Annotated in this window: 19 protein-coding genes and 1 pseudogene; 14 read left to right on the plus strand and 6 right to left on the minus strand. The window is 70.9% G+C overall.

What is annotated here, in order from left to right; genetic code table 11:
* Positions 1 to 108 precede the first annotated feature (108 nt).
* Positions 109 to 3,339, plus strand: a complete 3,231-nt coding sequence (locus BXA10_RS31850) for a S8 family peptidase (RefSeq protein WP_139337938.1) — start codon at positions 109 to 111, stop codon at positions 3,337 to 3,339.
* A 105-nt stretch (positions 3,340 to 3,444) separates the two neighbouring features.
* Here the strand turns inward: BXA10_RS31850 and BXA10_RS32695 are convergent.
* A pseudogene (locus BXA10_RS32695) lies at positions 3,445 to 3,927 on the minus strand (MBL fold metallo-hydrolase); the annotation flags it as partial.
* Here BXA10_RS32695 and BXA10_RS09505 point away from each other — a divergent pair.
* From BXA10_RS09505 to BXA10_RS09535, 7 genes are all read left to right on the plus strand, one after another.
* Complete coding sequence (locus BXA10_RS09505; RefSeq protein ID WP_076469838.1) at positions 3,814 to 6,738, plus strand: AfsR/SARP family transcriptional regulator; 2,925 nt, start codon at positions 3,814 to 3,816, stop codon at positions 6,736 to 6,738. The pseudogene BXA10_RS32695 and the gene BXA10_RS09505 overlap by 114 nt on opposite strands.
* A 67-nt stretch (positions 6,739 to 6,805) precedes the next feature.
* Positions 6,806 to 7,045 carry a hypothetical protein gene (locus BXA10_RS09510; RefSeq protein WP_076469841.1) on the plus strand — a complete coding sequence of 80 codons (240 nt, stop codon included), beginning with the start codon at positions 6,806 to 6,808 and terminating at the stop codon, positions 7,043 to 7,045.
* Between the two features lie 70 nt (positions 7,046 to 7,115).
* Complete coding sequence (locus BXA10_RS09515; RefSeq protein WP_076469842.1) at positions 7,116 to 7,598, plus strand: TlpA family protein disulfide reductase; 483 nt, start codon at positions 7,116 to 7,118, stop codon at positions 7,596 to 7,598.
* Position 7,599: 1 nt separating this feature from the next.
* On the plus strand, positions 7,600 to 9,378 hold the full coding sequence (locus BXA10_RS09520) for an ABC transporter ATP-binding protein (RefSeq protein ID WP_076469844.1): 1,779 nt from the start codon (positions 7,600 to 7,602) through the stop codon (positions 9,376 to 9,378).
* Positions 9,375 to 9,686 (plus strand): S24/S26 family peptidase, encoded by a 312-nt coding sequence (locus BXA10_RS09525; protein WP_076469846.1) that lies wholly within the window; start codon positions 9,375 to 9,377, stop codon positions 9,684 to 9,686. Before BXA10_RS09520 ends, BXA10_RS09525 begins: the two co-directional genes overlap by 4 nt.
* Before the next feature lie 3 nt (positions 9,687 to 9,689).
* Positions 9,690 to 10,190: a MauE/DoxX family redox-associated membrane protein gene (locus tag BXA10_RS09530; protein WP_076469848.1), complete on the plus strand. Its 501-nt coding sequence runs from the start codon at positions 9,690 to 9,692 to the stop codon at positions 10,188 to 10,190.
* 246 nt (positions 10,191 to 10,436) lie between these two features.
* On the plus strand, positions 10,437 to 10,916 hold the full coding sequence (locus tag BXA10_RS09535) for a heme-degrading domain-containing protein (RefSeq protein ID WP_076469850.1): 480 nt from the start codon (positions 10,437 to 10,439) through the stop codon (positions 10,914 to 10,916).
* Positions 10,917 to 10,950: 34 nt separating this feature from the next.
* On the opposite strand, the gene BXA10_RS09540 is transcribed toward BXA10_RS09535, so the two are convergent.
* Positions 10,951 to 11,976, minus strand: coding sequence for an HIRAN domain-containing protein (locus BXA10_RS09540; RefSeq protein ID WP_076469852.1), 1,026 nt, complete (start codon positions 11,974 to 11,976; stop codon positions 10,951 to 10,953).
* Between the two features lie 144 nt (positions 11,977 to 12,120).
* Complete coding sequence (locus BXA10_RS09545; protein WP_076469854.1) at positions 12,121 to 12,486, minus strand: DNA polymerase ligase N-terminal domain-containing protein; 366 nt, start codon at positions 12,484 to 12,486, stop codon at positions 12,121 to 12,123.
* 218 nt (positions 12,487 to 12,704) lie between these two features.
* On the opposite strand from BXA10_RS09545, the gene BXA10_RS09550 reads away from it, so the two are divergent.
* Positions 12,705 to 13,286 carry a YcxB family protein gene (locus tag BXA10_RS09550; RefSeq protein WP_139337939.1) on the plus strand — a complete coding sequence of 194 codons (582 nt, stop codon included), beginning with the start codon at positions 12,705 to 12,707 and terminating at the stop codon, positions 13,284 to 13,286.
* A 50-nt stretch (positions 13,287 to 13,336) separates the two neighbouring features.
* Here BXA10_RS09550 and BXA10_RS09555 read toward each other — a convergent pair whose 3' ends face one another.
* From BXA10_RS09555 to BXA10_RS09565, 3 genes are read right to left on the minus strand one after another with little or no spacing between them, the layout of a single operon-like run.
* On the minus strand, positions 13,337 to 13,765 hold the full coding sequence (locus BXA10_RS09555) for an SHOCT-like domain-containing protein (protein WP_076469860.1): 429 nt from the start codon (positions 13,763 to 13,765) through the stop codon (positions 13,337 to 13,339).
* Positions 13,766 to 13,785: 20 nt separating this feature from the next.
* Positions 13,786 to 14,046 (minus strand): hypothetical protein, encoded by a 261-nt coding sequence (locus BXA10_RS09560; RefSeq protein WP_076469862.1) that lies wholly within the window; start codon positions 14,044 to 14,046, stop codon positions 13,786 to 13,788.
* Positions 14,043 to 14,405, minus strand: coding sequence for a DUF2089 domain-containing protein (locus BXA10_RS09565; protein WP_076469865.1), 363 nt, complete (start codon positions 14,403 to 14,405; stop codon positions 14,043 to 14,045). The genes BXA10_RS09560 and BXA10_RS09565 overlap by 4 nt, the downstream gene beginning before the upstream one ends.
* A gap of 377 nt (positions 14,406 to 14,782) precedes the next feature.
* Here BXA10_RS09565 and BXA10_RS09570 point away from each other — a divergent pair, with 377 nt between their 5' ends.
* From BXA10_RS09570 to BXA10_RS09590, 5 genes are all read left to right on the plus strand, one after another.
* Complete coding sequence (locus BXA10_RS09570; RefSeq protein ID WP_139337945.1) at positions 14,783 to 15,124, plus strand: ArsR/SmtB family transcription factor; 342 nt, start codon at positions 14,783 to 14,785, stop codon at positions 15,122 to 15,124.
* A gap of 103 nt (positions 15,125 to 15,227) precedes the next feature.
* Positions 15,228 to 15,563 (plus strand): ArsR/SmtB family transcription factor, encoded by a 336-nt coding sequence (locus BXA10_RS09575; protein WP_076469973.1) that lies wholly within the window; start codon positions 15,228 to 15,230, stop codon positions 15,561 to 15,563.
* Positions 15,563 to 16,318, plus strand: coding sequence for a cation efflux transmembrane domain-containing protein (locus tag BXA10_RS09580; RefSeq protein ID WP_076469870.1), 756 nt, complete (start codon positions 15,563 to 15,565; stop codon positions 16,316 to 16,318). Before BXA10_RS09575 ends, BXA10_RS09580 begins: the two co-directional genes overlap by 1 nt.
* Positions 16,319 to 16,414: 96 nt before the next feature.
* Complete coding sequence (locus tag BXA10_RS09585; protein ID WP_076469873.1) at positions 16,415 to 16,756, plus strand: YciI family protein; 342 nt, start codon at positions 16,415 to 16,417, stop codon at positions 16,754 to 16,756.
* Positions 16,753 to 17,949: an RNA polymerase sigma factor gene (locus tag BXA10_RS09590; RefSeq protein ID WP_076469974.1), complete on the plus strand. Its 1,197-nt coding sequence runs from the start codon at positions 16,753 to 16,755 to the stop codon at positions 17,947 to 17,949. The genes BXA10_RS09585 and BXA10_RS09590 overlap by 4 nt, the downstream gene beginning before the upstream one ends.
* The last annotated feature ends 37 nt before the right edge of the window (positions 17,950 to 17,986 follow it).

Genomic DNA, 17,986 nt, shown 5'->3' on the forward strand with positions numbered 1-17,986 from the left:
GCGCGGTCCAATATTGTGGCGTCCGTCACAGCCCGCATGATCAACCCGGCGGGCCGGTCAGACGTCATCGTGCCGACCCCGGGAGAGGCCCGTGGCGGAGAGGACGATGTGCGACGACGGCAACGACGCGCCCTGACAGCCGCAGTGCTCGCGACCGCGCTGGCCACGGCCGGCCTGTCGGCTTCCCCAGCGAGCGCGCAGGAGGAGCCGGCGACGCCGGTCTCCGGGCCAGGCGGCACCTTCACGTTGATCACCGGGGACCGCGTGTCGCTGGACGCGGACGGCCACCCGGAGATCCAGCGTGGACCGGGGCGGACCGGAATGCGGTTCGTGAGCAGCCGGGAGGGGGGCCACCAGTACGTCATCCCGGTCGACGCGGTACCTCTGCTGCACGACGGGCGGCTCGACCCGCGGCTGTTCGACCTCACCGTGCTCGGGCAGTTCGGCTACGACGACCGCACGCCCGAACTGCCGTTGCTGGTCGCGTACCCGGAGAACATGGCCGCGCGGGCGCGGTCCGCGGCCGTCGGGGGTTCGGCGCGGGTGCGGGCCGACCTGCCCGCCGCCCGGGCGCTGGCCGTGCGGGCAGGCCTGGATGACCGGGTGGAGCTCTGGTCGTCACTCACCCGCGGCACGCAGTCCGCACGTACGCTCGCCGCCGGGGTCAGTCATGTCTGGCTCGACGGCAAGCGCAAGGTCTCGCTGGACCGCAGCGTGCCGCAGATCGGCGCCCCGGCGGCCTGGCAGGCCGGCTTCGACGGCACCGGCGTCACCGTCGGTGTGCTGGACACCGGGATCGACGCCGACCACCCCGACTTCGCCGGGCGCCTCGCCGCCGTCCGCGACTTCACCGGCGGCAACGACCCCGCGGACGCGGTCGGCCACGGCACCCACGTGGCGTCGACCATCGTCGGCAGCGGCGCCGCCTCCGACGGCCGGTACCGCGGTGTGGCGCCGGGCGCGAAGCTGCTCGTCGGCAAGGTCTGTGCCACCAACGAGTGCCAGGACTCGGACGTCATCGCCGGCATGCAGTGGGCCGCGTCGCAGGCCCGGGTGGTCAGCCTGAGCCTCGGCGACACCGACACCCCGGCGCTCGACCCACTCGAGACCGCGGTCCAGGAGCTGAGCCACCGCTACGGCACGCTCTTCGTGGTCGCCGCCGGCAACGAGGGCAAGCCCAAGTCGGTCTCCACGCCGGCCTCCGCCGATGACGCCCTCGCCGTCGCCGCGGTCGACGCGGAGGACCAGCGGGCGTACTTCTCGTCCAAGGGCCCCCGCGTCGGCGACAACCACATCAAGCCGGAGATCAGCGCACCGGGTGTCGACATCGTGGCGGCGGCTCCCGGCGGCGGCTACGTCCCGATGTCGGGTACCTCGATGGCCACCCCGCACGTGGCGGGCGCGGCCGCGATCCTCGCCGGGCAGCACCCGGACTGGTCCGGGCAGCAGCTGAAGGCCGCCCTGATGGACTCGGCCAAGCCGGCCGGTGAGAACAGCCTCTACGAACAGGGCGCGGGCCGGGTGGACATCGGCCGCGCCGTCGCCCAGCCGGTCGCCGCCGACCTCGGCGCGATCGACTTCCCGGTCCAGCGCTGGCCGCACGCCGACGATACGCCGATCACCCAGGTCGTCGGCTACCGCAACACGAGCACCGCGCCGATCACCCTGTCGCTGGCCGTCGACGGGACGCCGACCGGCATGGTCACGGTCAGCCCGACCACCCTCGTGGTGCCGGCCGGCGGCCGGGCCGAGGCGACGATCACCGTGGACACCCGGGTGGAGGCCGCGGACGGCGTCTACCAGGGTGCGCTGACCGCGACCGGCGCCGGGGACCTGCGGGTACGCACTCCCTTCGCGCTGAACCGGGAGGTCGAGAGCTACGACGTGCGGCTCGACCACACCGGCCGGGACGGCCGACCGGCCACCGAGTACCGGACCGTGGCGGCGAGCCTGACGACCGGCGAGTTCACCACCCTCGACGGGCCACCGGGCGGAGGCACCATGCGGCTGCCCAAGGGCCGCTACGCGCTCTACAGCACCATCCACGAGGGGGACGTGTCGACCCTGCTCGTGCTGCCGGTCCTGGACGTACGTGGCCCGATCACCGAGGCGATCGACGCCCGCACGGCCCGGCCGGTGTCGCTCACCGTGCCCCAGCGCGACGCCGCACCGCTGGGCGTCCACGTGAGCGCCAACTGGAACGACGGCCTGCGCTACCCGGGCGTCCAGCTCGACGGGGACTCGTTCGCGAACGTGTTCTTCGGCCGGATCGGACCGGCCGCCGCGGCTCCCGAGTTCGCCGTGACGTTGGGCGTCGGGCTCGCCCGGCCCGGCAAGGACGGCAGCTTCCGCAACAGCCCCTACACGTACGACCTGGCCTACGTGCTCCAAGGCGACATGTTCACCGGGCTGACGCGCAAGCTGTCGCCGAAGAACCTCGCCACCGTCAAGGCGACCTACCGCAGCCAGTCCACCACCGCCACGGCCGTCCGCCAGCACCGCGCGGCAGCCCCCGGCGGCCCCGGCCCGATCGGGTCGAGCACGTCGATCGACCTGCCCTTCCACGGCACCGAGTACTACAACACCGACGGTGGGATCGTCTGGACGTCGACCTTCGCCGAGGGCGACAACCTCACCACGCAGGAGTCCACCTTCCAGGCCGGCAGGACGTACACCCAGACCTGGAACGCGGCACCCTTCGGCCCCACGATGGCCGGCGCCCCGACCTGGTCACCACTGGGGTACGCGGGCCGCGACGGCGACACCATCTCGGTGGCGGCGCCGCCGCTGTTCGGCGACGCGGACTCTCGTCCGGCCAGCCGCGACGATCTGCCGGTCCACCTGCGGTTGCTGCGCAACGGTAAGGAGATCGCCACCGCCGAGGGTTCGTGGGCGGACTTCGCGGTACCCGCCGAGAAGGCGACCTACCGGCTGGAGGCCACCGCCACCCGCGGCGCACCGGACACGCTGTCGACGTCGGTCTCGGTGGCGTGGACCTTCACCTCGGCCCACACGTCGAAGCCCGAGCGACTGCCCCTGACGACGGCACGGCCGACGCCCAAGCTCGACGACACCAACTCGGCACGGGCGGGCAGGGCGATGACCATTCCCGTGGCGTTCGACCGGCAGACCGGCTCGGCCGCCGCGCCCAACCGGTCGCTCAACGTCTCCGCATCGTTCGACGACGGCAAGACGTGGGTCCCGTTGCCGGTCGTCCGGGACGTCGCCCACATCATCCACCCGCGGCGGCCCGGCTTCGTGTCGCTGCGCCTGACGGCCACCGACACCGCCGGCAACACGGTGACCCAAACAATCCAGCGGGCCTACCGGATCGCCTGAACCACGACCCGGCCCGGGGCGGCAGCGACACGCGGCCGCCCCGGGCTCGGGCCGCCGCCGATCCCGGCCGGTCGACCGGCCACCGGTGCGACGGGTGATCGCGGTCAGTGCGTCCGGGTCGGCGTGGTCCGGATGGTGATGGGTCACGGCGATCGCGTCGAGCTCGCCGAAATCCTCGGGGGTGACCCGGCCTTCGACGAAGGTGAACCGGCCGGGATCGATGAGCAGCCGGGCGGCGCCGGTGTCGACGAGCAAGCACGAGTGCAGGTGCTTGGTGACGCGCATAGTCGTCGCGTATCCGGTCGGGCGTCGGTCATGCCGTCCGTGGCCGCCGGTCGCCCCGGCGGTCGCCGGCCCTGGGGAGAGCACCGGCCCACGCCCCACTCGTCGGCGATCACGCCGCCCGGACAGAGCAGGACATGGCCGAGCCGGCCGAGGGCGCGCTCGCACCTGGACGCGCGCTAGCTTTGCGCGGTGCGTGGCTATCGGATCGGCGTCCTCGGGCGGATCGAGCTGAGCATCGACGGGACGGACGTGGCGCTCACCCCGCTGGAGCGGGCTCTCGTCGCGAGCCTGGCGGCCCACCATGGACGCATCGTCTCCGTCGACCGGCTGATCGACGGTGGCCTCTGGTCGGATCACCCACCGGCGGGAGCGCGCAACCGGGTGCAGGCGGTCGTCGCTGCGGTCCGGCGTAACGCGACACCGGAGCTCATCCTCACCCGGCCCCCCGGCTACCAGTTGAACGCCGCCGTGGTCCTGGACGCCGCAGAGTTCGCCGCCGACGTCCAGGCCGCCACGACCGCCACCGACGCCCGGCTCACCGTGGAGCTGCTCGACCGGGCGCTGGCCCGCTGGCGCGACGACGCGTACGTCGATGTCGAGGCGAAGCTGGTCGACGTCGATCGCGACCGGCTGCACGAGCTTCGCGAACACGCGACCGAACTTCGCGTCGAGGCACTGCTCTCGCTCGGTCTGCACCAGGATCTCGTACCGGAGCTGACCACGCTGGTGCGCGACCGGCCCCTACGAGAGCGGCTGCGCGGCCAGCTCATGACGGCGCTGCACCGCAGCGGCCGGCAGGCAGAGGCGCTCGCGGTCTACCGGGACGGGGCCCGGATCCTCGCGGAGGAACACGGCCTCGACCCGGGACCGCAGCTGCGGCGGCTGCATCGGGAGATCCTGGTCAGCGAGGAGGAGGTGGCGCCGCGAGCGTGGGTGCGGCCCAATCAGCTTCCCGGCGTCACCGGTGACTTCGTCGGGCGGGACAAGGAACTCGGTCTGCTGCTGTCGCTGCTGGGACGCACCCCACCGGCCGCCGGAGCCGCTCGGGTCGTGGTCGTGACCGGCCTCGCGGGTACGGGCAAGACCACGCTGGCGCTGCACGCGGGGCACGAGAGCCGCCACCGCTTCCCCGCCGGGTGCCTGTACGCGGACCTGCGTGGCAACAGCGCCGACCCGGTCCAGCCCGGTACGGTACTCGGCGCCTTCCTGCGCGCCCTCGGCGTGGCCGGTGAGGCCATCCCGGCCGCGGCCGAGGAACGCGCGGCACTCTACCGATCCGTGCTCAGCGACCAACCCATGTTGGTGATGTTGGACAGTGCCGCGGATGCGGCGCAGGTGCGTCCCCTGCTGCCGCCCGGTGGTAGCAGCACTCTCATCACCAGCACGACGGCGCTGCCCGAACTACCCGGCACCGTTGTCGTACCGCTCGACGTGCTGCCGGTCGAGGACGCTCTGGACCTGCTGGCCGGGCTCGCCGGCGCCGAGCGGGTCAACCGGGAGGCTGCGGCTGCGGCCGAGGTCGTCGAGCTCTGCGGTCGCCTGCCGCTGGCGTTGCGCATCGCCGGCGTGCGGCTTGCCGAACGGGAGGCGATGACTGTCGCGCGGCTGCGCGATCGGCTGCGCGACGAGCGGCGCCGCCTCGATGAGCTGTCGCTCGGCGAGCTCGACGTGCGCAGCAGCTTCACCGTCGGGTTCGAGCGGTTGGCGTCGCCGGCCGTGCGGCTGCTCGCGGTGCTGAGCCGTACGTCGATGCGCAGCTTCGGCATGTGGGACGAAACCACCGAGCCACTGCTCGAACAGCTCTGCCGGACACACCTGCTGACCGCCGACGCCGGCGGCAGGGTCCACATGCACGACCTGATCCGGCTGCACACCCGGGAGCGCACCGACGCCACGACCGACCAGATGATCGACTGGTACACGCGGCTGCACGCGTACGCCGAGCGCGCCGCCGCGTCACTGCCCTGCAAGGTGTTGCCGGTCGCGGACGTGGCGTCCGCGCTCGATCCGTGGGACGCCGTCGGCTGGTTCGAGGCCGAGCGGGAGAATCTCGTCGCGGCGGTGCATGACCTGCTGGGGTTGGACGCGGTCGACTTGGCCGGGCGGTTGGCCTGCACCATGGGCAACTTCGCAATCATGCGCAGCCAACACCTGCCCGAGTTCAGCGACTGCCTGCGGGTCGTGTTCGACCGGGAACCCGACCTGACCCTGCCGACGCGAATCTCCCTGCGGCTTTGCCTGGGCACGGCCTATCGCATGTTGAACCGGCACGCCGAGGCCGTGCCGGTGCTGCGCGCGGCCCACAAGGACAGCCCCGTGCCGATGGTGGCGCACCGACTCGTCGCGCTGCACGGCTATTCACTGTGCTGCCGTACGCTCGGCCGGTTACGCGAGGCGGACGCCGCGCTGCTGCTGATGGTTCAGTTGTGCGCCGCGCACTGGCCGGTCGGACCGGTGGGCGGACATGTGCTACTGACTCTCGGGGAGCAACACGGGCAGTACCAACTCACGTCTCCGTTTGCCCGTGCCGCTTTCACCGCGGCTCTACAGTTCTTCCAGGATGGCGGCGACCTGTGGGGCAGCGCGCTCGCGCAGGAGGGCCTCGGGCTGTTGCATCGGCACGCCGAGCAGTGGCCGCAGGCCCTGGACCATCTGGAGCAGGCGGTGACCGCCGCTCGGCGGCTCGGTGACCGGCTGAGCGTGACCACCGGCGAGCAGGCGCTGGCCGCCACTCACCTCGCCGCCGGGGACATCGACCCGGCGCGCCGGATGCTGACCCGCACGGCGTCGGCGTTCCGCGAGATGCGCTACGAATGGGGCGAGGCGATCTCCCGCCGGCTGCTCGGCAAGGCGTACCTCGAGGAGGGCGACGCGGGTCGGGCCGTGGTCGAGTTGGAGGGCTCGGCAGCGATGCTGCGCGAGATCGGACAGCCGTTCCCGCTGGCGAACTCGCTGAGCCTGCTGGCACGGGCCCAGTCCGCTCTGGAAAGGCACGACCGGGCCGTCGCCGCCGGCGAGGAAGCGCTGCGGATCTTCGAGCACTTCGACGCCGCGTACGCCGAGGACCTGCGCGAGCAACTGGCGCGCTGGCGCAGCGCAGCGCACGCGCAGTAGAAGCGCAGGGCGAGCGCAGCGGCGACCAGCACAGTGATGGGCAACCACCCACAAAGGAGGTTTGCCCATGACCAGGATCATCAGCCGCGTCGGCGACGCCGTACTCGGCAGGGTGCTCGGCCGTGAGGAGGCCGGCGCCTGCGTGCCGGAGAACGGCCAGGCCTGTTCGTGCGTCGCATCCAACGGCTACTGCTCGGGCGGCGTCTACTTCCGCTACTACCGGCAGGGCTACTACAACTGCTACGGCTCGTGCGTGACCACGACGTCGCGGCCGGTGTGCTACGTCCGGAAGGCCGGCGTCTGCTGATCATGCGTCCCGTCGGGGGCCGCGCCGACCGGCGCGGCCTCCCAATCCCCTGACTCGCCGAGGAGTTCCCATGCCGGGTTTCGCCTACGTCGCCCTCGCTGTCGTCGGCGCGGTGGCCGTGCTCAACCTCGTCCTGACCCTGGCCCTCGCGCGTCGGCTGCGCGAGATGCGCACCGGCCACTCCCACGACGGAGAGCCTGTTCCCGAGGTGCTGCCCGCCCCGGGCCTGGACGTCAGCGGTTTTCCGTACGCCGACCTGGCCGCCGGCCGGCGCACGGTGGTCATGCTGACGCCGACCTGCCCACCGTGCCAGACCCTCCTGGATGCCCTCACCGCCGACGCCGAGCGCTACCGCCACGACGCCCTCGTCGTCATGATCGGCACGCCCCAGGAGACGGCCCCGATGCTCCCGCGGCTGACCGGCTTCGACACCATGACGCTCGCCGAACAACTCGCCGAGAAGGAGTTGCGGGTCAAGGGATTCCCCGCCGTGCTGTTGATCGTCGACGGTGTCGTCGTCGACGCCAGCCACCAGCTGCCGGTCCTGGCCTGACGTGGCCACGCTGCGAGCCGCATTCCGCCTGGGCTGCGCCAACCCGAAGGCGCTCACCGCCATGGTCGTCCTCGTCCTCGTCGGCGCGGCACCGCCGATCGGCATCGCCTGGTTCACCAAGCTGTTGTTCGACGAGGTCAGCGAGGGCCGCTCGGCCAGCGCGTCGACGGCCACGTGGTATGCGGTGGCCATCGCCGCCCTGGTGGCCCTGGCGGCGATCGCCAACCGCCTGTCCGGCTACTTCACCACCGCGCTGCAGCACGCCATCACGATCGCCGCCGACGTGCGGCTGTACCGGAAACTGAACGGGTTTCTCGGCCTGGGCCCCTTCGAGCAGCCCGCACTACGCGACCGGCTGGCACTGGCCCAGCAGGCCGCCGACCAAGCGCCGTACGCGGTCGTCATGTTCACGGTCAACGTGGCTCAGAACGTGCTCACCATCGGCGGCTTCGCCCTGATTCTCGCGTCCCTCTGGCCCCCGGCCGGCCTGCTCCTTCTCGCCGTGGCGGTGCCCGAGTTCCTCATCCAGCTGCGGCTGTCCCGGCGCACGGCCCGCGCCGTGGAGGACAGCGCCGGCCTGTTCCGGGCGCGCTTGCTGTTCCAGACCGTGCTGACGGACCTGCGTGCCGCCCGCGAGGTGCGCCTGTACCACCTCGGCCGGTTCTTCCACGACCGGCTCACCGGCGCCCTGCGGGCAGCCAACCGGCTCGAACTGGCCGCCGCGCGGCACGTCACAACGGTTCAGGCCGGCTGGGCACTGGTCGGTGCCGGCGTGACACTCACGGCCACGGTGATCGCGGTGAACGCCACGGTCCGTGGTCGGTTCACCATCGGCGACCTCACCCTCCTGCTGGCCGCGTTCGCCGCGGCGCAGAGCGGCCTGGCGGGCATCGCCGGTCAGCTCGGCGAGGTCGGTGCGGCCATCCGGCTGTTCCGGCACTACGTGGCCGTTCTCGACAGTCCCGTCGACCTGGCCGACGGGTCGCGGCCGGCGCCGCCGCTGCGCACCGCGATCAGGTTCGAGAACGTGTGGTTCCGCCACGACGAGGACGGGCCCTGGATCCTGCGGGGCGTCGATCTCACCATCGCCGCCGGCGAGGCCGTCGGGCTCGTCGGCCTCAACGGCGCCGGCAAGAGCACCCTCGTCAAGCTGCTCTGCCGCTTCTACGACCCCGTCCGGGGCCGGATCACCTGGGACGGGGTGGACCTGCGCGAGCTACGGGTGGAGTCGTTACGCCAGCGCATGGGCGCGGTGTTCCAGGACTTCATGTGCTACGACCTCACCGCGGCGGAGAACATCGGCGTCGGCCGGCTGCCACACACACCGGAGCAGGTCGAGGACGCCGCCGTCCGCGCCGAGATCCACGACCGCCTCCGTGCTCTCCCCCACGGGTACACCACGTTGCTCAGCCGTACCTTCGCCGACCAGGACGGCGAGGTCGGGGTGACGCTCTCCGGCGGGCAGTGGCAGCGGGTCGCGCTCGCCCGGTCCCTGATGCGCGTCGACGCCGACCTGCTCATCCTCGACGAGCCCAGCTCCGGGCTCGACGCCGACGCCGAAACCAGGGTGCACGCGTCGCTGGCCCGGATCCGCAACGGCCGTGCCGGACTGCTGATCTCCCACCGGCTCAGCACCCTGCGCGGCGCGCAACGCATCGTCGTGCTGGACGCCGGACGCGTCATCGAATCGGGCACGCATGACGAGCTGATGGCGGCCGACGGCGAGTACGCGCGTCTGTTCCGCCTCCAGGCCGGCGGCTACCAGCTGGCGGCCTCATGATCGGCTGGCTCCGCCGCCGCTGGCGCCTGGTGGTCGTACGCGGGCACAGCATGGTGCCGACGCTGCACGACGGCGACCGGATCATCGTCCGCGTCGGGCGGGTGCCGGCCGCCGGCGACCTCGTCGTCTTCCGCGCCCGCGACCTCGTGCCGAACACGGACGTGACGTGGATGGTGAAACGCGTGGAGCGGACCGAACCCGACGGCGCCGTGAGGGTACGTGGGGACAACGTTCACAGCCAGGACTCGCGGCACTTCGGTGCGGTGCCCCACGAGGCGATCCTCGGCGTGTCCAGAGGGAGAAGATGACAGATGTACGTCGAGATCGGGTGCCGGGTGCTGCTCGGCGTGGTCCTGCTGTCCGCGGCGGTCGGCAAGGTCTCCGGCCGAGCCGCGTACCGCGAGTTCACGCGGTCGGTGCGCGACCTGGGTCTCCGTCCGGCCGGCCCGGTCGCCGTCGCCGTGGTGACCGCCGAGTTCACCGTGGTCGTCCTGTTGGCGCTGCTTCCCCTGGCCGGTCTCCTCGGGTCGGTCGCGCTGCTGCTCGCCTTCACCGTCGCCATCGTGAGGAATCTGCGGCGAGGCGGCGGAATCTGCCGCTGCTTCGGGCGTACCGCGGCCCCGCTGGGCCGGCATCATGTGTGGCGCAACGCCTTCCTCATCGGTTGCGCGCTCGCCGGCGCTCTCGCCCCGGCGGGAGCGGTACATCCCGGCGGCGCGGTACTGGCCGTCGCCACAGCCCTGGTCGCCGCCGCGTTGGTCGTCATGCTGGACGAGGTGCGCTACCTGTTCGGACCGTCCCGCCGGGCCTGACCTGCCGACCTGCCTGGACACGATCGCGCAGGGGCGCCTGGTGCGGGCCGTCCCTGCCCACGGCCAGACCGGAGGGCGCCTGGCACCCGCCGGGCTTGGCCGCGGCCGCGTCACCGGCTGCTGTGCGGCGGGAGGTCGACGGGCTGAATCCGGCGGCAGGATTGTTGCCGTAGCCACACCGTGGCACCTGGCCGGTTCCCGCTCTGTTTAGATCGCTGTGACGAACGAGGAAGGGAGCCGTACACCGTGACGCCAGAGCTTCAGGAGCAGGAGGAACGCCTCCAGTTCGACCGTTTCGACCACGACGACGCGTGGGCCCTGGGGACGCGCCTGGTCGAGATGGCCAGGGAGCGGGGCCACGGCGTCACGGTCGACATCCGCCTCGGCGACCACCAGCTCTTCCACTACGCGCTGCCCGGCACCTCCGCCGACAACGACGACTGGATCGAGCGCAAGATCCGCGTGGTGCGCCGGTTCGGCCACAGCTCATACCTCGTGGGCCAGAGCTACCGTGACCGTGGCACCACCTTCGAGGAGCAGGCCCACCTCGAGCCGGCCCGTTACGCCGCGCACGGCGGCTGTTTCCCGATCATCCTGCGGGGCACCGGCCCGGTCGGCACCGTCACCGTCTCCGGCCTACCGCAACTCGACGACCACCGCCTGGTCGTGGAAGCCCTCGAACTCTTCCTCGAGGCCAGGCGCGCCGAGAAGGCGACCGGGGCCTGAACCTGTTGCCTCGACGGCTCAGCGATATGTGACCTCATTCCCACACGGGAATCCACCATTGCCAGCCTTCCGGCGCGGCCGGCCAGCTCGGGTCCGGTCGCCAGCCGGGGGGCGGAGCCCAGCCGGCCGGTGGTTGCGGCCAGTTCGCCGGCACGACGAACCTGATGCCTGACGGCGCGGGTGGGATGGGGCCGTGCGGCCGCACTGCTGACGTTGGGGATACCTGCGGTACAAAGTCCGGAGCGTGCGCTTGCATCTGTGCGGGCGCTGCGGGCGCGGCGGGGCCGAGCCAGGTGTCGGGAAGCTCGTGCGCCCTGGCGACGTAGAGGACGACTTCGCTCTTGATGCGGTTTCCCTTGATGATGGCCCGGGCCGTGGTTGTCACATCGCCCTGCGCGAGGTGCCGGATCGCGGGTAGCAACTCGCCGCTCATCTTCGGCGTGAGTTGGCCGACCCGGCTGCCGTCTACCCGGACCTCCACCACAGTTCGTGAGGTTCGTGCGGTCTGTTCGACCATCTCGTGGAGGCTGACATACGCCCAGCACTCCCCTTCGGGACGAAGCAGCGGCGCGAGTGCGTCAAGGTGCTTCTCCTCACCCGTCACCTGAATGGCCGCACCCGTCGGGAGCAACCGATGCTGCCCGCTCGGCGGCAGATTCACGGGTACGAGCATGTGCGGCTCCGCCAGGTCCAACCTGACCGAGCCGCGGAAACTGGCGCGTCGTTCTTCGTAGTCGGACCACTCCGTGCCCCACACCCGCGCTGATACCTGAGGCAGCCACCCCTGGGCAGTGAGGCTGGCCAGCACCGGGACGTAACGGGCCGCCTCATCCCGTGGAAGATGACCAAGCTGCTTATTTCCCACCCAGACGCCGACGGCGTTGCGGTCGTGCCGGTTCTGCGGATCCGGCACCAGCTGAGCCGTTACGACAATCTCACTGCCGGACGGTTTGAGGTCTTTCCCGAACAATTCTCGTATGTGGGTGGCGTAGTGGGACTCGCCAGCCACCTCGACGCTGGCCCAGCCGCGCTGTCCCCACAGGTCAAATGGGATCGACATGCACAGAAACTAGCCGCGGCCGCTTGTGCTACGGCTACTCCGAAAGGACAGGATGCCCGGCCGTCCAGACAGCAGCAGAGCCCAGCGGTCCCGTCGTCGCCGGGCTCAGCGCAGATTCTGAGGCGCTCCAGAAGATGCGGGGCGCTATCCGCGCTCGTCCGAGGGCTGCTCTTTCGTCAAGTGGAGCAGCCACCCCTCGCCGGTGCGGATGAGCGCGTATCGCCGGGGGCCGGTACGGCCGTGCAAGGTGAACAGCATCCGGCGCTCGGTGCGGTCGTGTTCCTCCCACGTGCCGATGTCGGCGATCGACTTGTCGGCGTCCTCGTAGGTGAGGTGATTAAGGTGGTGGTCGGGCACGGCGATCGCGAGCCGGTTGTCGCTGGGATCGTCCGGCAGCCCCCGCGGTACCGCCCAGGAGCGCAGCACACCATTCTCCTCGAGCCGCAGGTCGAAGTGCGGTCGTGGTTTGCGGTGGTGGTGCAGGACGAAGGCGGGCGGCACTCTTGCCATTATCGACGCCCGCCCGCTCTGCCGCCCGTCGATGCGTACGGCGGATGCGTTACTGCTCGACCGGCGAGCGGTCCCTCGGGGAGGGCACGCTGACGCGCCCATCCGTGCGACGGCCCGCCGTCCCGGGACTGCCCGGCGACCAGGATCAGTCGTCGCCAAACCCCGGCAGCGTCGTGCCCGCTCCGCGCGGGTGCGCGGGGTCAGTATGCTTCTCCGCCATGCCCTCGGAGAATGTGACGGCCGACCCGGTGCAGCTGCGCTACACGCTCACGTCGGACGACCTGCTTGACGGCTTCGTCGCTCAGACCCGAAGGATCTCGCGTCCCTGGTATCTACGGTGGCTGAGCACTCTCCTGACGGCTGCCGTGATCGCCGTCGTCTTCGTCTCCTCCGCGCTGTCCGGGGACCTGGCGGCGGGTCCCCTCATCGGGATGGCCGTCTTCTTCGTCGTGGTGGTGCTCGCTGCCGCCGGGTTCAGTGTCCTACTACGCCGGGTCTCCAACGGTTCGTGGATCTACCGGTTGTCGGTGCGGCAGATCATGCGCGGCAATCCGGGGCTGTCCCAGCCCATGCAGGCCACGCTCACCGAGGGCGGGATCCACGTCCGTAGCGCCACCGGAGAGTCCACGACACTTTGGGCGCAGTACCCGCTCCATGTCGAGACGGATCGATCGTTCGTCCTGCTCGCGTCGGAGCGGCGCGGAGGGTCGATGCTCGTACTGCCGAAGCGGGGGCTCGATGCTGCGGACCCGGCGCCACTGCGTTCGTTGCTCGCGATTCACTCCCGCCGCCTTTCCTGACCGCCGCCAGCCCCGGCCGTCATCCGGGCCTGCGGGGATCCGTGGCGGTGTCATTCGCAGAACACCTGCACCTTGGCACTGGGGTCGTCGAGGTCGACGGTGAGGTCGTCGAGATGTTCGATGAGGTCCTCGATGTGCTCCGGCTTGAGCTGGGTGAGGTCGATCGGCACCCCCGACTCGTGCAGCTTGACGTTCACCCGGGCGAGCGCCTGCGGAGGGACGAGGCTGGTGAGCCGGACCCCGGCGCGCAGCAGTTGCAGCGGCACCCGGACGTTGACCCGGCTCGGCCCGTCGCCGGTGTGCTCTTCCGAGTTCATCACCACGCGCAGGTACTTGGGTCGGGGTTTCGCGCGGGGCGCGGTTCCCGGCGGCGACGCGGGCTGTTCCCGTTCGAGGGCGTCGATTAGCCGCTCGGCCTCGTCCGCAGTGATCTTGCCCTCGGCCAGCATCTGCAGGACCTGGCGGCGCTGCTCATTCATCGTCGCTTCTCCCCTCCGACTCATCTGACGCTCACCAGCACGGCCGTCCGGCCGTCCTCGATCTCGAACCGGGCGCCGGGCAGCGCCCACAACAGGTGCCCGGTGCCACGCAGCGCGCCCAGCAGGCTGATCCGGAAGGCGAGGCAGGCGACCAGCACGCCCAGCACGACGAGCAGCAGCAGCGGCGACAGCACCAGCACTACCGGCAGGACCGGGACGTAGAGCCGCCGCCAGCGGCCGTCGGGACGGCGATGGCGTACCGTCACCAACTGCGGGATCACCGCGACTTCTCCAGCTCGGCCAGCGCCTCCTCGACGCTGATCTCCCCCCGCCGCAGGCGGCCGACGACGTCGGCGCCGGTGGGTGCCGGATCGGTGTCGACGAAATCGAGGTGCTCGGCGATGCGGTTCAGCCGGGACTTGATCGTCGGGTAGCTCACCCCGAAGATCCGCTCCATCTCCTTGATCGAACCGTGCGACCGTACGAACGCGGCAACGAACACCTGGTCGTCGACGCCGAGCTGGGCCAGCTGCGGCGGCTCGAACTGACCCTCGACCACGACGCCGGCGCCGGCGAGGCGGACCCGCTCGACCACGAACCGCTGCCCGCGCGTCAGGTCCGTCAGCTCCTGCCAGTCCACCCTCGACTCCCTCAACCTCGGCGACGCCTGCGCTTCAGTTGTACTTTGACTTTCTTAACGAGTCAACATCAGCAACTTGATTTTCTTTATTTGATCTTGAATTATCCAAAGTCCTGGCCACCCTCGTTCACGACCCGACGCGCCCGTGACGGCGGCCGGTTCAGACGTCCGAGCCGGCACAGCCCTGGCGCACCCGCGATCCCTGCTGCGGGCGGTACGCCGACAAGCCCACGACCCCGCGGGGACGCCTACCGAAGCTGGGTTCTGCCCTGCACAAGCCGGTTCCGCGACCGCCATCGGGGTACGGGTCCCGGTTCCACCGACTTGCCGATGGTGTCGGTGTAACGATGGACGGCGTGGTACCTGCGAAAACCGCCATGCCTGCGATGTCGCCGCTTGCCGGGGAGCCGATCAAACGTGCCGATGCCGAACGCCTCGCCGGAGTGCTCAAGGCATTCGCCGACCCGGCCCGACTGCGGCTGCTCAGCCTCATCCAGTCCAATCCGGAGGGCGAAGCCTCGGTGAGTGACCTCACCGCGCCGCTCGGGCTCTCCCAGCCGACCGTGAGTCACCACCTCCGGATCCTCACCGAGGCCGGCCTGCTCGAGCGGGAGAAGCGCGGCGTCTGGGCGTACTACCGTCTGGTGCCGTCGGCGATCGCTCAGATAGCCGACCTGCTGACGCCGCCCCGCAAGCGGGCGACGAAGCGGGCCCGCTGAGCGACGTCGCCGTCCCCGGCGCGTTGGTGGTAGCCGCGCAGAACCGCACCGACGATCAGGAATGCGACACGCATCCGGGTTAGTACATCGCACGATGTACTGTCTGGCCGTGGAGACGTTGACGCACGGGCAGGTGCTCGCCCGATTCGGCCACGCCCTGTCCGACCCGATCCGCACGCGCCTGCTCCTCGCCCTCAGGGAAGCACCCGGCTACCCTGCGGAGCTCGCCGACCTGCTGGGCACCACGCGACAAAATCTCTCCAACCACCTCGCCTGCCTGCGCGGCTGCGGACTCGTCGTGGCCGCCCCAGAAGGCCGGCGCACCCGCTACGAGCTCGCCGATCCTCGCCTCGCCCACGCCCTGGGCGACCTTCTGGGTCTCGTGCTGGCCGTCGATCCGGCAGCCTGCCCCGACGCCGATGCCGAAGGCTGCTGCTGATGGCCTCCCCGTCACGCCAGTTACCCGTGCTCGGCCCCTCCCCCGTCCGGCGGGCGGTGCTGGCGCGCCGGATCCAGCTGCTCGTGGCCGCAACCATCACCTACAACGTGATCGAGGCCGTCGTCGCGATCACCGCCGGCACCCTCGCCTCCTCCACGGCACTCATCGGGTTCGGTCTTGATTCGGTGGTCGAGGTGTCATCGGCCGCCGCGGTGGCATGGCAGTTCGCCGGCCGGGACCCGGAGGCCCGCGAGAAGGTCGCTCTGCGCGTCATCGCGGTGTCGTTCTTCGCTCTGGCCGCCTACGTGACCGTCGAGTCGGTGCGCGCACTGGTGGGAGACGCCGACCCGCGACACTCCAGCGTCGGGCTCGTCCTCGCGGCGCTCTCGCTGCTGATCATGCCCGCACTCTCCTACGCCCAACGGCGAGCCGGCCGCGAGCTCGGCTCCCGTTCCGCGGTCGCCGACTCGAATCAGACGCTCCTGTGCACCTACCTGTCCGCGGCGCTGCTCGTGGGTCTGGGCTTGAGCAGCCTGTTCGGCTGGTCCTGGGCCGACCCGGTAGCGGCGCTGGTGATCGCGGCCGCAGCCGTTAAGGAAGGCCGGGAAGCCTGGCACGGCGACGCCTGCTGCGCCCCAGCCCTCACCAGCACCACCGCGGGGACCGACTCCTGCGGGTGTCAGCCCGGCTGCTCCTGCCTGAGAAGTTCCGGCAGGCTGTCGGATCCGGCCGCTCGGCGGTCGTCTGACTGGTGAAGACCCTACGAAGGGGAACCAGCTTTACGGTGAGCGGGACGAGGAGTTGACCAGGCGGATGGTCACCCTGTCCGCATCGGACCGACCGGAGGAACGATGAAGTACGTGCTGATGTTCGTCGACACCGAGCAGTTCGCTGCCGACCTGGCCGCGATGGATGAATCCGAGCGCGGACGCGCCTACGACCGCGTGCGACAGTGGTTCGCCGACCACCACGACAAGATCACCCACCACTCCCATCTCCTGCCGCCGGACACCGCCACCACGCTGCGGCTCGACCGGGTCGAGCCACTGGTCTCCGACGGACCGTTCGTCGAAGGCAAGGAGATCATCAGCGGGTACGCCGAGATCGAGGTGGCCGATCTCGACGAGGCCCTGCGCGTGGCGAAGTCGTGGCCGGCCTGCCCCGTGGTGGAGATCCGGCCGATCGCCGCTTGACCCAGCCGACGTACGCCGAGCTCGCCCGCGTGGTACGCGACCATGCGGGCCGGCTCGCCGCGTCCCTCGTCCATCTGGTCGGCGACTTCAGCGCCGCCGAAGATCTCGTACAGGAAGCTGTCGAGGCCGCCCTGACGCACTGGCCCGCCGAGGGCATCCCGGACCGACCGGACGCGTGGCTGTACACCGTGGCCCGCCGCCGTGGCCTCGACCACCTCCGCCGCGAGCATCGTCACCGGCAGAAGCTCGCCCTGGTGCCGTGGCCGGCCGAGCCGCAGCCCGACCACCGGCTACGGCTGATCTTCACCTGCTGCCACCCGGCACTGCCTCGCGCCGCTCAGATCGCCCTGACCCTCCGGGTGGTCTGTGGGCTGACCACCGCACAGATCGCCAAAGCGTTCCTCGTTCCGGAGAGCACCGTCGGCCAGCGCATCACTCGCGCCAAACGAAAGATCAGCGACGCCGCCATCCCGTACCGTGTCCCCTCCCCGGAGGACCTCGGCGACCGCCTCGCGGAAGTCCTCGCCGTGATCTACCTGCTGTTCAACGAGGGCTACCTGTCCACCGGCGGCGACCAGCCCCAGTCTCACGACGTCGCCGACGAGGCCGAGTTCCTCGCCGCGCTGCTGCATCAGCTCATGCCCACCGAGCCCGAGGTCACCGGTCTGCTCGCCCTGATCCGGCTGCACCGGGCCAGGGCCGGCGCCCGCTTCGACCGCGGCGGCGAGATCGTGCGGCTCCAACACCAGGATCGATCGTTGTGGGACCGCCGGGCCATCGCGGACGCGAGCCGGCTGATCGCCCGCGCCGCGGCACAGCAGCGACCAGGCCCATACCAGCTGCAAGCAGCGATCGTCGCCTGTCACGCGGAAGCCATCCGGTGGGAGGACACCGACTGGACCCAGATAACGGTGCTGTACGACATGCTGTTGCACCTCGCACCGTCACCGGTCACCCGACTCCATCGGGCGATCGCGCTACGTTTCGTCGCCGGCCCGGCAGCCGCGCTCGCCGAAGTTGATCGCCTGGCCGGCGCGCTGAGCCACCACCACCTCTTCCACGCCACTCGCGCCGAACTTCTCCGCGACCTCGGTGACACCGACCAGGCACGGGCCGCCGACGGACTCGCCCTCGCCCTGAGCACCAACCCGGCCGAACGATCCCTCCTGCGCCGACGTCTCAACTGGTCGTGAACCGGCATCAGGGTGTCGTCCGTTCGCAGGGTCGCCG

The organism is Micromonospora avicenniae, from assembly GCF_900156065.1.
In the GTDB taxonomy this organism is placed as follows: domain Bacteria; phylum Actinomycetota; class Actinomycetes; order Mycobacteriales; family Micromonosporaceae; genus Micromonospora; species Micromonospora avicenniae.

Excerpts from the sequence above, each read along its gene's own strand:
- BXA10_RS09510 (WP_076469841.1), top strand. The coding sequence starts at position 6,806 with ATGACCAGGATCATCAGCCGCGTCGGCGACGCCGTACTCGGCAGGGTG.
- BXA10_RS09515 (WP_076469842.1), top strand. The coding sequence starts at position 7,116 with ATGCCGGGTTTCGCCTACGTCGCCCTCGCTGTCGTCGGCGCGGTGGCC.
- BXA10_RS09525 (WP_076469846.1), top strand. The coding sequence starts at position 9,375 with ATGATCGGCTGGCTCCGCCGCCGCTGGCGCCTGGTGGTCGTACGCGGG.
- BXA10_RS09530 (WP_076469848.1), top strand. The coding sequence starts at position 9,690 with ATGTACGTCGAGATCGGGTGCCGGGTGCTGCTCGGCGTGGTCCTGCTG.
- BXA10_RS09540 (WP_076469852.1), bottom strand. The coding sequence starts at position 11,976 with ATGTCGATCCCATTTGACCTGTGGGGACAGCGCGGCTGGGCCAGCGTC.
- BXA10_RS09545 (WP_076469854.1), bottom strand. The coding sequence starts at position 12,486 with ATGGCAAGAGTGCCGCCCGCCTTCGTCCTGCACCACCACCGCAAACCA.
- BXA10_RS09550 (WP_139337939.1), top strand. The coding sequence starts at position 12,705 with ATGCCCTCGGAGAATGTGACGGCCGACCCGGTGCAGCTGCGCTACACG.
- BXA10_RS09555 (WP_076469860.1), bottom strand. The coding sequence starts at position 13,765 with ATGAATGAGCAGCGCCGCCAGGTCCTGCAGATGCTGGCCGAGGGCAAG.
- BXA10_RS09570 (WP_139337945.1), top strand. The coding sequence starts at position 14,783 with ATGCCTGCGATGTCGCCGCTTGCCGGGGAGCCGATCAAACGTGCCGAT.
- BXA10_RS09580 (WP_076469870.1), top strand. The coding sequence starts at position 15,563 with ATGGCCTCCCCGTCACGCCAGTTACCCGTGCTCGGCCCCTCCCCCGTC.
- BXA10_RS09585 (WP_076469873.1), top strand. The coding sequence starts at position 16,415 with ATGAAGTACGTGCTGATGTTCGTCGACACCGAGCAGTTCGCTGCCGAC.